A 14,814-nucleotide genomic window follows, 5' to 3' on the forward strand; every position below is an offset into this window, starting at 1 on the left:
CTACTCACCATCACCCATAGCATTTTCAACTAAATTATTATCAAGCTCTTTTTTAGGCTTTATGTTAGATATTACTTTTAGCTTTTCAACTTGACCAATTAAATTTCCTCGACCAGTTTTTAACTTATTAAAAGCATTCTCATAAGATTTATTAGCATCATTTATAGATTTACCAACCTTTTCTAAATCTTCAACAAAACCTACAAACTTCTTATACAACTCTTCCGCTCTACTATAAATGTCTGTAATGCTTTGAGCTTGCTTCTCATAACGCCAAGTATTTTCAACAGCTCGTAATGCTACTAATAAAGTTGTAGGACTAACTAAGATGATCTTTTGTTTAAATGCTTCATCATAAAGATTAGTATCGTTATCTAATGCTAATAGCAAAGCTCCTTCTACAGGTATAAACATAAATATAAAATCTAATGAATTTATACCTTTTAAATTTTCGTAATTTTTATTAGAAAGACCTCTAATATGCTCTCTAATAGAGCGAATATGGGCTTTTAAATGAGTTTGTTTTTGCTCATCATCTGCAGCCATATAATCATTGTACGCAAATAACGAAGTCTTGGCATCTATAATAATATCTCTATTATCAGGCAATTTGACAACCACATCAGGACGATATGCTTTGCCCTCATCATCAGTAGTATGTTTTTCTCTGAAGTATTCAAAGCCTTCTCTTAGTCCAGACTTTTCAAGAACATTCTCAAGTATCATCTCACCCCAGATACCTTGTTGTTTTGTACTACTTCTAAGAGCATTTGTTAGATTATGAGCTTCAGCAGTCATTTTTTGGTTTAACTCTTTAAGAGTTTTCAACTCATTTTGTAGAGCCCCTCTAGCTGTAGATTCCTTATCATAGACATCTTCCACTTTTTGCTTAAAATCTTTAAGTTGCTCGCGTACAGGATTTAAAACACTACTTAAGCTTTCTTGATTACGCTCACTAAGCTTTTTTGAATTATCTTCAAAGATTTTAGTAGCTAAGTTTTCAAACTCAGTTTTTAACTTAGTCTCACTATTTTGTAGAAGCTCTAATTTATCTTGCATCGCATTATTCTGTTCTTTAAGCTGAGTTTCAAGCATTGATACTTGAGATTTGTAGTTTTTTATTTCTTCGATATAACTATAAGATTTTTCTCTCTCTTCTTTGAGCTCCTGCTTAAGCTCATCTATACGTAGAGTATTATCTTGCTTTAACTCTAAATTCTTTTGCTTTTCTTGATCTAAAAGTGTATCAAGAGTTAATTCTTTGCTACGCAAAGACAACAATTCTTGCTGTACTAAATTTTTGTAATCATCAAATTGAGCACGAATATGCTTTGCTTCTTTAGATTTTTTATTAAGATTAAAAAAAAGCACTATGCCACAGATGACTAATAGCACTATCAATGCTATAGCTAATATCATTTAAGATTCCTTAGATTATTTATTTTTTGATCTTATAGACCCTTGAAGAGCCTTACGAATTGCCTCAGCAGCTGTTGTTGATTCTCCAATAGTACCACGAATCATTTTCTCTGCGTCTTTTTGTTTATAACCAAGAGCTAAAAGAGCATCTACTGATTCACCAAAAATTGAGTTTGAAATAGCTGCTGGCGTTTGGCTCTGTTGAGCACTACTTGTATTCGAATTTGTAGATGTATCAGATGATTGACTATAAATTTCATTTGCCATTTTCAATAGCTTATCATAAATCTCAACAACTAGACGTTCTGCGGTTTTTTTACCAATACCAGGTACAGTAGCTAATAATCCATAATCTTTATTTTCAATACAATGTAGAAGTGTCGTAGAATCCATACCAGATAATATTGCAATAGCGGTTCTAGCACCTATACCACTTACTTTTATTAGCTCTTGAAAAACTTTTTTATCAACTTTTGATTTAAAACCATATAACTGTTGAGCATCCTCGCGAACTACAAAATGAGTATAAAGACTAATTTGACTATTCAGCTCTCCTAAAGAATAAAACGTAGTCATTGGTACAAAAACCTCATAACCAAGACCATTTACGTCTATAAGTAAAGCTGTTGGATCTTTTTCGATTAAAGTCCCTTTAATAAAACTAATCATTACCAGTTCCTTAGCACTTTTGAATTGTATTTAACTTCAAACTAACCATAAGTGCAACTAAGAATGCAATTGGTAGGGTCATAAGAGCAACAGAAATATCTAAATCAAAACTATTCACCAAAACTCCAACGACTAAAGGAACAACAAATCCTGAAAGCATAACAGCTGTATTGTTTATACCAAAAAATATCGACTTTGGTTTCTCTGCTCTATAATTAGCAATTACTGTAAAAGATAACGTCTGACCTGCTGCTGCACATCCTATCAAAAATAATACTATCATGCTCATTAGGTGATTTAACTGTACAAACAATAATACACAAACACAGACAAATCCTAGTAGAGATACCACGAACAACATATTAATTCTATTTTTAAACTTGTCATATAAAAACCCAAAAAATGGACTACCAATACCCAATCCTAACCATAAAAAAGCAACAGAATATGATGCCTGAGTTGCAGTAAAACCTTTAGTTTCTAGCAAACTTACTCCCCATATAGCTCCTAAAGTAGGTATGGAACAGTAAATAAAGAAAGCATAGACGTATATAGTAATTAGATTCTTATTTAAAAGATTACCTTTAATTTCGCTATTTACTTCTTGTTTACTTAGAGTTTCAGCAGCTTTAGCACCCTCTTTGACAAAAATTAAAATTAGAGCGGCCAAAAAAATTCCAATAATAGCAGATATTAATATTACTAATCTCCAACTATCTAAATAGCTAACAAAAAACAATAATGGCCCACCAGCTAAAATTGGACCAAGAGTTCCAAGTATCTGAGTAGAGCCTGACAGAATTCCCATATATCTAACAGGGAACCATTGTGTTGAAATTATCAACAATCCTAAGAAACCAAACGCAGCACCAACACCCATTAAACATCTAGCAAAGATTGCAACATATATACTAGATGTAAGAGAAAATAATAAAGCACCTAAAGCACATGCAATAGTAGCAAAGAATAATGATTTTTTTATACCATATTTATCAAATATAAATCCTACTGGAACTTGCAAGGCAGAATAACAAAGATAAAAAGCACCACCAAACAATGAAAAACTGAATGCTGTTGCTTGAAAACTATCAATAATCTCCTGATGTAATGAATTTGGTAATACTCTTAGGAAAAACTCATAAAAGAAAAATGTTGCACCAATAAGCCAAACTGTACAAGCTCTAAAATAGTATTTTGAATTCATTTTATAAAACTGATTATCATCTTAATAACGCCATTATAAGCACTGAAGACTATATAAACAAATATTTTATCAATCTATTAGCTATAAAAAGATCTTTTGATTTTGCTTGACCCATTTTTTGTTTTTTTCAGGTACTTCCTTATGATTAAACATTTGTTCAAAAAAGTTTAGTTTTAAACTATCTTCATTGCCAAACATTTCATCTAATAGCTGTCCAAACTGCTCTGCTACAAGACTATCTTGTTTAGTCTCCAGACCAGTAAATATGCTTCTTAATCTAACTGAAAAGTAAGCTTGCATAGCTTTATCTATCCAATTAATGACTTTCTCAGTAACTATACTGCTTTCAAGTTTCCCAGTCATAAAACCTTTATTCCATACAGTATGTTTTAAGCCCGCATACCTCCTACCATAAAGATTATAAACAGCTGCATGAATTTTCTCACCCATCTTAATACCATACTCACCAAAAGGATCTTCATCTAAATTTAGACTAATTTCTTCGCAAAGAGTTTTCCATCTTTTGTTGAAAACCTCTTCCGTTATTTTTTTCTCTTGCTTTAACTGATTATATTGTTGTTTTTCTAAATCATTTAAAACCTCTTCAAGAGAGTTTTCATAAACCTCTAACATATTAGACTCCTTAATCATATTAAATATATTACTTATATCAAAAGGTTTAAAATCATCTTGCTCTGTAAATTTAGAAAGTATAGTTATTAACTCTTCAAGCTGATCTTTTTGCTTTTTCAAGGTATTTAATTGCAGTAAAAAACTCTCTTTAATATCTAACTTCTTATCTAAAATCTGTTTTATTTGCTTCAAATTAAAACCAAATGACTTTAGAACTATTATGTTTTGAAGTTTTTTCAGTATAAATCCTATAACCATTTATATTACGTACAGGAACTATCAAGCCTAAGCTATCATAATGATGTAAAGTTTTGACAGATACATTTGTCAATTTGCTAATTTCTTTTGTATACCAATGCATAAAAAACCTTTTTCTTTTTGATATGTTGGAGGAATATTAAGGTATTACCAAAGGTTAGGGTCAACTATTTTTTATACTATTTGATTCTTTTATGTACAACTCGACTAGCTCCAGCGATTCTAGCTAGCGATTTACTACTATGATAGTGACATATTGCTATAGCTAAAGCATCTGCTGCATCTTCTTGTGGTTTTTTACTTAAGCCTAATATTGACTGTATCATGTGTTGGACTTGAGACTTAGCTGCGCCACCTGTTCCAACTACGGCTTGTTTAACTTGCTTAGCTGAGTATTCTGATACTTCAAGATTATTAATAGCAAGAGTACACATTGCTACACCTCGAGCTTGTCCAAGCTTAAGTGCTGCACCAGGATTTTGAAACATGAATATCTGCTCAATAGCAGATTCATCTGGAGCATAAATATTTATAACTTCTGTGATACCATCGGCGATTTGTTTGAGCCTTTTAGCAGTACCGGTTTCCGTAATACGAATGCAGCCACTTGCCACATAGTATACTTTGTTATCTTGTATCTTTATAACTCCAAAGCCTGTTATTCTTGAACCAGGATCTATTCCTAGGATTACCATTTATAGATTTTTGTTACACATACTTAGAAGGATTTTATTATAGATAATTCTCAATAGATAGAAGCTTTTATAAATTATGTATAATATTTTAGAATAAAAACCATAATGTATTACCGTAGAATATTTAGCCTAATTGCTCCATAATCTCTTGAGTGAAATTGGCATTAGAGTATACATTCTGCACATCATCAAGATCTTCTAACTTATCAATTAGATTGATAACTTTCTCAGCCACTTCAATTTCCATATCAGCCTTTGTTTCAGCATCAAAAGTTACTTCAGCACTTTCAGATTCAAATCCTTTTTCTACCAATGCTTCTTGCACATCTGAGAAGTCATTAGGTGCTGTAAAAACATCAATACTTCCATCTTCATGAGTAATAATATCTTCTGCACCAGCTTCAAGGGCCACTTCCATAAGAGCATCTTCGTCAACTCCTGGAGCAAAAGAGATAATACCCTTTTTTGTAAACATATACGCAACTGAACCATCAGTGCCTAAATTACCACCACTTTTTGTAAACGCATGACGAACCTCACCAACTGTACGATTACGATTATCAGTCATACAGTCTACTATTATAGCAACTCCACCAGGTCCGTAGCCTTCATAGCGCACTTCTTCAACATTAGCGCCATCATCTCCACCAGCTCCCTTCAGTATAGCTCTTTCAACAGTGTCTTTACTCATATTATTTGCAAAAGCTGTTGCTATAGCCGCTCTCAAACGTGGATTAGCATCTTTATCGCCCCCACCTAATCTTGCAGCAACAGTTATTTCTCGGATAAGCTTTGTGAAAATTTTTCCTCTTTTAGCATCTTCTTTAGCTTTTTTATGCTTAATATTAGCCCATTTACTATGACCTGCCATTTTTACACCTATTTTAATTTATATATAACTAACCACTTTTTCTACTAATTTATCAATACCTTGAGATGCTTCTAAAATATTTTTAGCACACATATACGCTGGAGTTGATACAACTTTTACAGACTCATCAACACATATATCTGTTGCATCCATAATAACAGCTTCTGCACCTTTTTTCTCTAAGATTGCTGATGTATTATCATCTGTTCCTACGGTTGCTTTTGTACCTTCTGGATAAACTAAAGGTATCATCAAAGGAGCAATACAGATATAACCTGCTGGCTTATCAGCTAGATAAAATGCTCTTGCAAAGGTTAATACATCTTCATCCATCTGATAGCTTTCATCACCCACAAATGCAAAATCCATAATATTTTTAGCAGCTCCAAAACCACCTGGGAAAATTACTGCATCATACTCATCACTATCTGCATCTGCAATATCAATAACATTGCCTCTAGTAATTCGTGCTGACTCTTCTAAAATATTACGCGGAGAGGCCTTATTATCTACATTTTGATGCAAATGATTAATAACATGCTTTTGATTTTTATTAAGAGCAACTCCCTGCCACTCTACACCTTGTTTTTCTAAAGCTAATATAGTTAAAACAGTTTCTTGTATCTCTGAACCATCTAGATAGCCACAACCAGATAACACTACCGCTATTTTTGACATTTTAAACTCACCTTTACGTTTTTATTTACAAATCTAGATTATTTCTTTTGAAAACTCTATCAGCTCTATAACTTGATCTAACCATTGGGCCAGAGGCAACTTCTAAAAATCCTTTTTCAAGACCAATTTTACGATATTCTTCAAACTGCTGAGGAGTTACAAACCTCTCCACACTTAGATGATGCTTTGTCGGCTGCATATACTGACCAAGAGTTATTATATCCACTCCAACACTTCGAGCATCATCCATTGTCTTATAAATTTCTTCATCGGTTTCACCAAGACCAACCATAATACTAGTTTTAGTTAGTACACTAGGTGCTTTTTCTTTGACATATCTCAAAAACTCTAGTGTTTGCCAATATCCAGCTCTAGGATCACGTACAGGATGCGTCAAACGTTCTACAGTCTCTATATTTTGAGCTATTACATCAACTTTTGTATCAATGATTTTATCAACATTCTGTTTAACTCCCGCAAAATCAGGAGTCAAAGCCTCAACTTTTATATTCTCATCTAATTTCTTGATAGCTGTTATTGTATCAGCATAATGTCCAGCTCCACCATCCACTAAATCATCACGATCCACGGATGTTAATACAACATACTCTAGATTCATAAGTTTAACACTTTCTGCTGTATTCTGAGGCTCTTCTTTATCTAGCCAACCTTTTGGGTTACCCGTATCAACAGAACAAAACTTACATGCTCTGGTACACACTGCTCCCATTAGCATAATTGTAGCTGTTCCATGAGACCAACACTCATTAATATTTGGACACTTTGCTTCTTCACAAACAGTTGCTAATTTATGTTTTTTGGTTATAGACTTAACTTTCAAATACTCTTTCGAATCTTGCTTCTTTACCTTTAACCATTCTGGTTTGCGTATATGTACAGAATTTTCTTTTTTGTTTCTAATACCATCTTTGACAGCGTGGAAACCATGGTCTGTAGTATATTTTGTACCACTCTCAACTTTCACTTTTATACTAGATATTTCTTTCATGTAATTATTGAAACTTTTATAAATCCGTAATTTTGACTACATTATAAAATATAAACTCCTATTTATAAATATTTACTTTAAGATTATATTCTCAACAAAAATAACTTATCCAATATCCAAAAATCATTTCGCCTATAAATTTGCAGATGATGCTAAAAACATTTAAACTTAATCCGTAAATTATAAACAATGAGGAAAATGTCATGCTATCACAAAAATTATTAGATGCTCTAAATGATCAATTTAATTATGAACTTGAATCAGCTAATCTTTATCTAGCGATGGCTGGATATACTGAAGATTTAGGCCTTGGTGGTTTTACTAATTGGTTTATGGCGCAGTATGAAGAAGAGCTTTTCCATGCTAAAAAAATTATGAAATTCATAAACGACAAAAATGGTCGCATAGAAGTTAAATCTGTCTCTGCTCCTCAGAATCATTTCAACTCATTGCTTGAGGCTTTTGAAGCAACTCTTGAGCACGAGCAAGAAGTTACTAATAGATTTTATAGCTTGATGGATATAGCACTAGAAGAAAGAGAACATGCTACTAAGAGTTTCTTACAGTGGTTCATTGACGAACAGGTTGAAGAAGAAGCTACTGTTAACGATATGATAAACAAAATTAAGCTAGTTAAAGATGGTGGTTTATACATGTTAGACCAAGAAGCTGCTAAAAGAAGCTTTAGTGCTCCTGACTTAGGCTAATACTTACACAAAATCTATTTTCCTTCTTTTCATAAATCTTATCAAAAAATATGCAAGTACAAGTACAAATATTCCTATAGACATAACACTAATACTCGTATCAAAAAAATAAGTCTGATACAAACTAGCACTCTCTACTGTGCTGATTCCATCTTCTGGAAGAGCAACAACTTGGTTTAATAATCCTGTAATAGAATTTGCCATAGAAGCAGATATATACCATGCACCCATAGCAAAACCTATAGTCTTACCATCACAATAAATACCTATCATGCTAAGGCCAATCGCACTTACAAACAGCTCTGATATGGAAATCAAAATATATGATAAAGTAATATAGTTACCACTTATGATTCCATTATTATCATGAGAGAAGCCATAATACATTACAAATAAACCAATAGCAGCTAACAAGACTCCTACTGCAAATTGGTAAGGTATATAAAATCTCGGTAACAATGGATATATTCTTATAAGTAGCATCCCACCAAATATTATCAAAATTGGATTAACCATTTGATAGCTTGCTGGATTGACACTAAAGCCAAACATTAAAAGATCAGAATTATTCTTTGCGGCCATAACAAGAGTAGATTCCATCTGGTTATAGATAACAAAAAATACTACAGCTACAATTATTAATATCAAACCTACTATTTGCTTAATCCGTACATCGTCTTTTAAGAAAAAAATTGTTCTAAATAAAAATATCACTAAGCAAAGTATACTAATACCTGCAACTACAACATTTGCATAATCTGGGTAGTGATAACAAACTACTGTAAAAATATATACTATGGCTAAATACCCTAAAACGACCTTCTTAGCTATAATCGTCATTGGACTTTTGTCAGCTTCATCAACAACATTATCATAAATTTTATACCTATAAGAAAAGTTTGCTATAGCTATTAATTTACCAACAAAGACTATACCTAATACAGCTAGAGCACCAAATTGATATCCTATCAATGAGGGTGCTACTAAGTATGCTAACAAACTACCTAAATTAATAGATATATAAAACATAGTCATACCACTTTTTGCATGAACAGGATCTGTGCTATAAATTTTAGAAACCATTGCAGATGCAGTACCCATTGATAATGACCCACAGACTGGAACCAAAGCAAATGTAAAAATAAAAAATTCATTACTTACATGGACCATGAAACCACTTAAAAATACAGCTAAGTATGCAAAAGCTAATAGCAAACTACCCCAGAATATTGATCTTCTCAAACCAAGGTACCTATCCGCAATATATCCACCAAACATAATAATTGCATAATTCATTGCTTTATAAATACCCTGAAATGAGTAAGCATGACTCTCAGAAAAACCAATACCATAATCTAGTACAGACTTTGTCAGATACAAAATTAAAATAGCATTGAAACTGTAAGTGGCAAACTGGCCCCAAAATGTTATAGCAGCAATTGTAAAGCTTTGTTTTGTTCTTAAATCTTTTAACATATAAACCCTTTAGAAAATAGAATATTTTTATACTATTACGTATTTAATAAAAAAGAAATATAGAATTATAGCGAAGAACTTTCTATTAAATAAAAATAAAGATTTAATTTTATATATTAATCATAAATTGTGATATCATCTAATAACTTTTAGAATAGTAGCTTACCTGCTTATCTGTAGATAATAATAACTAACCAGAAAACACTAAATAACTTATCATGACTTTACTCAGAAATATATTTTTAATACTATTAACTCTTACTCTTACTAATTGTTCTGTAAAAAGGAATCCCGTCCCAAAAGAATATGCTCAAAAAGCAAATATAAAGGGCTATGAAACAGTTAGAGCTCACGGGTATGGTAAAAATCAATATTTCCAAAAAGATTTAGAGCAAAGTCTAGTAAAGTATTTATCAAGCCAAGGTAGTAATCCTAAAATAGATATTTTAGCGCTTTCAGGTGGAGGTAGTGATGGAGCATTCAGTGCAGGAATCGTTAATGGCTGGACCCAGTCTGGCAAAAGGCCTGAATTCTATTTAGTTACTGGTATTAGCACTGGAGCCTTAGTAGCACCATTTGCTTTTCTAGGTGAGAAATATGACCAAAGGTTAAAAGAAGCATTTACAACAATTTCAGCTAAAGATGTGTTTGAAATTAATGTTACTGATGCTATATTAGGTAACTCTTCATCTCTGGCTTCTACAGAGCCATTAAAAAAACTTATTGAGAAATATCTAACTGAAGAAGTTCTAATGGATATTATCAAAGCACATAATCAAGGTAGAAGACTATATATTGGTACGACTAACCTTGACAATCAAAGAGTCAATATCTGGAATATTGGAGAGATTGCGATTCAACCAGATAAAGAAAAATCTCTAGCACTTATTAGAAAGATATTACTAGCATCTGCATCTATACCTGTAGCATTCCCACCGGTAAGATTTGATGTTAAGGTAGATGATAATGACTATGATGAACTTCATGTTGATGGAGGCATGATGACAGAAGTATTTTTATACGGTTTTAGTGTTGATTTTTCAGAAGCTCTAAATAAAATTGATTACCATAAGAAAATTGATAAGTCTCTGTATATTATTCGCAATAGTAAAATTCATAAAGACTATGTACCTGTTGATCAAAGCTTCTTATCAATAGGTACCAAAGCGCTATTTACCTTGACAACATCTCAGGGTATCGGTGACTTATTTAGAATATATTACCTAAGCATGAAAGATGGTTTTAAATATAATTTCACATACATCCCATATAGTTACAATCCGATATCACAAGAACCATTTGATAATCTAGAAATGAATCAGTTATACGAATTAGGCTATAAAATGGGTAAAAGTCAAGACTATTGGAAACACTCTCCTGCCAATATAACTTTTTAATATCTATTTAAAATAATTATAATCACTAAAAATATCTCATATCAATAATATTTTAAGACATTTATCTAATTGTGATAAATGATATAATTAGCCTCATAGATTTGAAAATACTAATAAAATATGAAAATATATCTTTACCATCACTGCCCGTATTGTATAAAAGTTAGACTAGTGGCAGATCTTAGCAAATTAGACTATGAGATGATAATCTTAGCGAATGATGATGAAAAATCTCATATAGACAGAATTGGCTCTAAGCAAGTTCCTTTTCTAGAGAAAGACGATGGTACTTTTATAATAGAAAGTGATGAAATATGTAAGTTTATAGCAAAAACTCAAAATTTTGACATAGCAGAATCAATGATTAATAGCTCTGTTAAGGAATTGGTTGCTCAATTAGCAGAACATTATCGTAGGATAGTATACCCTCGCATTCCTCATCACCCTCGTAATGAATGTGATTTCCCAACACAAAGTGCTAAAGATTATTTTATAAACAAGAAATCTCAATACATTGGGGATTTTGATGCTCTGCTTAGAAATCCTCCCTACGACTCAATTATAGCAATTAATAAAATCCTCAAAGAGATAGAACCTTTTGTCAAAATACCTTTCATCAATGGAGATAATTTTTCTTGGGATGATATAAATATTTTTCCAATATTCTTCATACTAACCATGGCTAGGGATTTACTTGAGGTTCCTGATAATATTAATAGTTACATAAAAAGTATAGAAACCAAAACAAATATAGAACTATATTAAAATGATTATATCCATAGAAGCAATAGATAAAATATTACCGCAAACACAGTGCCAAAAATGTACTTATGATGACTGCTATAGTTATGCTAAGGCTATTACGAATGGCGAAAATTATAATAAGTGTATAACCGGTGGAGAAAAGACTTTAAAAGAATTATCTAAACTTTTAAACAAACCTGAGATACCACTTGATGGCTCACTTGGTCAACACAAACCTCGTGCTGTAGCAAAGATTGATGAGTCTATGTGTATTGGTTGTGAGAAATGTTTACTTGCATGTCCTGTTGATGCTATTGTTGGTTCAAAAAAACTGATGCACACTATAATTGAGTCAGAATGTACTGGTTGCGAACTTTGTATTGAACCATGTCCTATGGATTGTATATCTCTAGTTGATTTAGCTACAGATATGCAACCTGATAATCTTGATGAGAAACAATATACTCACCAAAAGAATCATTTCAAAGATAGATATGAGTACCACAAATATAGAGTAAGTCAAACAAAAGCCAAGCAAAGAGCTGTCTATAAAAATATTGCTACTGCTCAAGAAATAGATAAAAAGGCTTATATTGCAGCTTCATTAGCAAAATATAAAAATAGAAAAAAATCTACACCAAATAATGAATAGACAGAAAAGAATCCAAATTTTTGAAACATGGAAACAAAATGATCCTAGTCCAACAACTGAGTTAGAATATTCATCAAATTTTGAACTATTAATTGCGGTTATTTTATCAGCTCAAGCTACTGATGTCAGTGTGAATAAGGCAACACAAGTTTTATATAAAATAGCTAATACTCCAGAGCAAATATACGCTCTTGGAGAACAAAAGCTAGCCCAATATATTAAATCTATTGGATTATATAAAACTAAAGCAAAAAACGTAATCACAACATGTAAAGATTTAATCGAAAAATTTGATAGCCAAGTTCCTGATAACTTCGATGATCTAATATCTCTAGCGGGTGTCGGTAGAAAAACTGCAAATGTAGTTCTTAACACAGCATTTAATCAACCAACTATGGCGGTTGATACTCATATTTTTAGGCTTGCAAATCGCATACCGTTAGCCAAAGGTAAAAATGTTAATGAGGTTGAAAAAAAACTTTTACGTGTAATTCCAAAACAGTATCTTCAAGATGCACACCATTGGATAATACTACATGGTAGATATATATGCACAGCTCAAAAACCTAAATGTCGTAATTGTATAATTTTTGAATACTGTGAATTTAAGGATAAGGAAAAATATTTATGATTCTCTCTCAAGACAGATATGAACTTCGTAAGCTTTTTATAGATAGTTGGGCTAAGTTTTTAGATAAAAAACCACTCACAGCCATTGAAGAACAAATATCTAGAATAATAGAGTTACACCCTGAGTATCATAAACAAATTACTATTGAAAACATTGACAAAGATTATTCGCCTGAAATGGGACAAATAAATCCTTTTTTGCATATTAGCCTTCACTTAGCAATTATTGAACAAGTACAAACTAATCGCCCTATCGGGATAAATACCACATATCATCAACTACTTAGTAAAAACAACAATGATGAGCATAAAGTACACCATCTTATGATAGACTATCTAGCAGAGGAAATGTGGCTGTCACAAAAATACAATACTCTACCAGATGAACAGAATTATTTAACTAAATTACAAGAGTTAGTACTTAAATAATGAGAAATATTAAAAAAATATCTCAAGTAAATATTCATTTTAAGCAACCTAAGGGTCTACATATCATTGCCTTTATGACATTTTGCCTGTGCTTATGTATTGGACCTTTCATGACTATTCTAAATAGTTATGGTGATATTGATTTATTCTATAATAGGAATGACTATCTCTTTGTCATTTTTTTTGCTGGAATTTTTGGCTGTATCAGCAACTATCTTTTTGGTTCAACTAAATCAATAGTTCATGGACTACAGCTTATAATTATAGCTATGATTCTCTCATTCATTGATAACATAACATTATTTAGCTGTTCTGTCTTATGGATTGGAATAGCTATAGTAATAGTTAATCTTCTTTTTAACTTAAGTGCTTTTTATCTAAAAACAGACTTACGTAGAATGTATGGGTTTATAGGCGTGTACTCTAGCGCTTTACTTGGTATAGCAATAGGTATTATCACCTATATTACAATATTTAAAAACTTATATAATTTTAAAATATTTTATTTATTCATAGCTATATTTTTACTAGTTTTTTTCTTAAAGAACAGCTACAAACTTAACACATCTCTAACAAACCAAACTGAACGAATTGATATTAGCTTTTATGGAGTATTATTAATATTCTTTATATTCTCTTTTGTTTTATTTTACTTATTACAAAACCTAAATGTATTTAGTAGTATAAATTTGGTCATATTACCAATTTCTTTGATATATCTTCATATCCTTACCATCTCAAATAATAAAGAAAGTGGTACAAACCTCCTAAAATACATATATTTTAGTCTAGGACTTCTAGCAGCGAATAAAATCTTTTATCTTAGTTTTCTTAGATATGAAAATGTAGTAGATCCAAAATATCTTAACTCTCCTTTAAGTACATTCTCATTTTTATTAGCAGGATACTTTATATGCATAATCATATATTTTGGATGGCGATTCAAACTAATAACTTTACGTATAGAATCAATTACGAAGTCTCACATCATAAAGACAATGCTCTACATAGAAACCTTAAGAGTTTTTATTTTAATGATAGCCATTTTTACAAACAATACTCTTTTTTGTAACCTAGGTCTAATTGTAGCAACGATACTAGCTTTGGTTTTAAATATTTTTATTGTACCTATATATTTTTCATTAGGTAAAATACTTGCTGGTGGTAAAAACGAAGTTATCACAACTAGTCTACTGTACCTAATATTTTCTTCTTTAATATTCGTATCCTTCTTATATGATATTTCTATTAGCCTATAAATAATTTTCTTGTAAATTTAGCTTCTTGCCCCATATTTAAGAATATACAAATATGCTATAATCAGATCTGATTGAATTTTATTC

General features: G+C 31.5%; 17 protein-coding genes. 7 read left to right on the forward strand and 10 right to left on the reverse strand.

All coding sequences use genetic code 11. The features are described from left to right. The 9 genes from F0R75_RS04905 to lipA all read right to left on the reverse strand — a co-directional run bounded on the left by F0R75_RS04905 (nucleotide 1) and on the right by lipA (nucleotide 7,436). The gene (locus tag F0R75_RS04905) at nucleotides 1-1,419 is read right to left on the reverse strand and encodes a DNA recombination protein RmuC (RefSeq protein ID WP_149368123.1); all 1,419 of its coding nucleotides are present in this window, start codon (nucleotides 1,417-1,419) and stop codon (nucleotides 1-3) included. Nucleotides 1,420-1,434: 15 nt separating this feature from the next. Next, nucleotides 1,435-2,088, reverse strand: coding sequence for a Holliday junction branch migration protein RuvA (gene ruvA, locus F0R75_RS04910; RefSeq protein ID WP_013923310.1), 654 nt, complete (start codon nucleotides 2,086-2,088; stop codon nucleotides 1,435-1,437). A 10-nt stretch (nucleotides 2,089-2,098) separates the two neighbouring features. Then, the gene (locus tag F0R75_RS04915) at nucleotides 2,099-3,292 is read right to left on the reverse strand and encodes an MFS transporter (RefSeq protein WP_149368122.1); all 1,194 of its coding nucleotides are present in this window, start codon (nucleotides 3,290-3,292) and stop codon (nucleotides 2,099-2,101) included. A gap of 81 nt (nucleotides 3,293-3,373) precedes the next feature. Beyond that, nucleotides 3,374-4,117 carry a hypothetical protein gene (locus F0R75_RS04920; protein ID WP_149368121.1) on the reverse strand — a complete coding sequence of 248 codons (744 nt, stop codon included), beginning with the start codon at nucleotides 4,115-4,117 and terminating at the stop codon, nucleotides 3,374-3,376. A gap of 1 nt (nucleotide 4,118) precedes the next feature. Next, nucleotides 4,119-4,286, reverse strand: a complete 168-nt coding sequence (locus F0R75_RS04925) for a MerR family DNA-binding transcriptional regulator (RefSeq protein ID WP_149368120.1) — start codon at nucleotides 4,284-4,286, stop codon at nucleotides 4,119-4,121. Nucleotides 4,287-4,362: 76 nt separating this feature from the next. Further along, entirely contained in the window at nucleotides 4,363-4,878 is a 516-nt protein-coding gene (gene ruvC / locus F0R75_RS04930; protein ID WP_013923314.1) for a crossover junction endodeoxyribonuclease RuvC, read from the reverse strand. A 124-nt stretch (nucleotides 4,879-5,002) separates the two neighbouring features. Continuing rightward, nucleotides 5,003-5,749 (reverse strand): YebC/PmpR family DNA-binding transcriptional regulator, encoded by a 747-nt coding sequence (locus tag F0R75_RS04935; RefSeq protein WP_146421227.1) that lies wholly within the window; start codon nucleotides 5,747-5,749, stop codon nucleotides 5,003-5,005. 18 nt (nucleotides 5,750-5,767) lie between these two features. Further along, entirely contained in the window at nucleotides 5,768-6,427 is a 660-nt protein-coding gene (elbB, locus tag F0R75_RS04940) for an isoprenoid biosynthesis glyoxalase ElbB (protein ID WP_149368119.1), read from the reverse strand. A gap of 25 nt (nucleotides 6,428-6,452) precedes the next feature. Next, on the reverse strand, nucleotides 6,453-7,436 hold the full coding sequence (gene lipA / locus F0R75_RS04945; RefSeq protein WP_149368118.1) for a lipoyl synthase: 984 nt from the start codon (nucleotides 7,434-7,436) through the stop codon (nucleotides 6,453-6,455). Between the two features lie 203 nt (nucleotides 7,437-7,639). Here lipA and F0R75_RS04950 point away from each other — a divergent pair, with 203 nt between their 5' ends. Further along, nucleotides 7,640-8,143 carry a ferritin gene (locus F0R75_RS04950; protein ID WP_013923318.1) on the forward strand — a complete coding sequence of 168 codons (504 nt, stop codon included), beginning with the start codon at nucleotides 7,640-7,642 and terminating at the stop codon, nucleotides 8,141-8,143. A 3-nt stretch (nucleotides 8,144-8,146) separates the two neighbouring features. Here F0R75_RS04950 and F0R75_RS04955 read toward each other — a convergent pair whose 3' ends face one another. Then, entirely contained in the window at nucleotides 8,147-9,619 is a 1,473-nt protein-coding gene (locus tag F0R75_RS04955) for a peptide MFS transporter (protein WP_149368117.1), read from the reverse strand. A 218-nt stretch (nucleotides 9,620-9,837) separates the two neighbouring features. Here F0R75_RS04955 and F0R75_RS04960 point away from each other — a divergent pair, with 218 nt between their 5' ends. From F0R75_RS04960 to F0R75_RS04985, 6 genes are all read left to right on the forward strand, one after another. Then, the gene (locus tag F0R75_RS04960; RefSeq protein ID WP_149368116.1) at nucleotides 9,838-11,016 is read left to right on the forward strand and encodes a patatin-like phospholipase family protein; all 1,179 of its coding nucleotides are present in this window, start codon (nucleotides 9,838-9,840) and stop codon (nucleotides 11,014-11,016) included. 120 nt (nucleotides 11,017-11,136) lie between these two features. Then, complete coding sequence (grxB, locus tag F0R75_RS04965) at nucleotides 11,137-11,781, forward strand: glutaredoxin 2 (RefSeq protein WP_149368115.1); 645 nt, start codon at nucleotides 11,137-11,139, stop codon at nucleotides 11,779-11,781. Between the two features lies 1 nt (nucleotide 11,782). Continuing rightward, complete coding sequence (locus tag F0R75_RS04970; protein WP_149368114.1) at nucleotides 11,783-12,412, forward strand: RnfABCDGE type electron transport complex subunit B; 630 nt, start codon at nucleotides 11,783-11,785, stop codon at nucleotides 12,410-12,412. After that, nucleotides 12,405-13,043: an endonuclease III gene (gene nth, locus F0R75_RS04975; protein WP_149368113.1), complete on the forward strand. Its 639-nt coding sequence runs from the start codon at nucleotides 12,405-12,407 to the stop codon at nucleotides 13,041-13,043. Before F0R75_RS04970 ends, nth begins: the two co-directional genes overlap by 8 nt. Further along, complete coding sequence (locus tag F0R75_RS04980) at nucleotides 13,040-13,471, forward strand: DUF1841 family protein (protein WP_146421218.1); 432 nt, start codon at nucleotides 13,040-13,042, stop codon at nucleotides 13,469-13,471. The genes nth and F0R75_RS04980 overlap by 4 nt, the downstream gene beginning before the upstream one ends. Then, nucleotides 13,471-14,730: a hypothetical protein gene (locus tag F0R75_RS04985; RefSeq protein ID WP_149368112.1), complete on the forward strand. Its 1,260-nt coding sequence runs from the start codon at nucleotides 13,471-13,473 to the stop codon at nucleotides 14,728-14,730. Before F0R75_RS04980 ends, F0R75_RS04985 begins: the two co-directional genes overlap by 1 nt. Nucleotides 14,731-14,814 lie beyond the last annotated feature (84 nt).

The organism is Francisella marina, from assembly GCF_008369785.1.
In the GTDB taxonomy this organism is placed as follows: Bacteria; Pseudomonadota; Gammaproteobacteria; order Francisellales; family Francisellaceae; genus Francisella; species Francisella salimarina.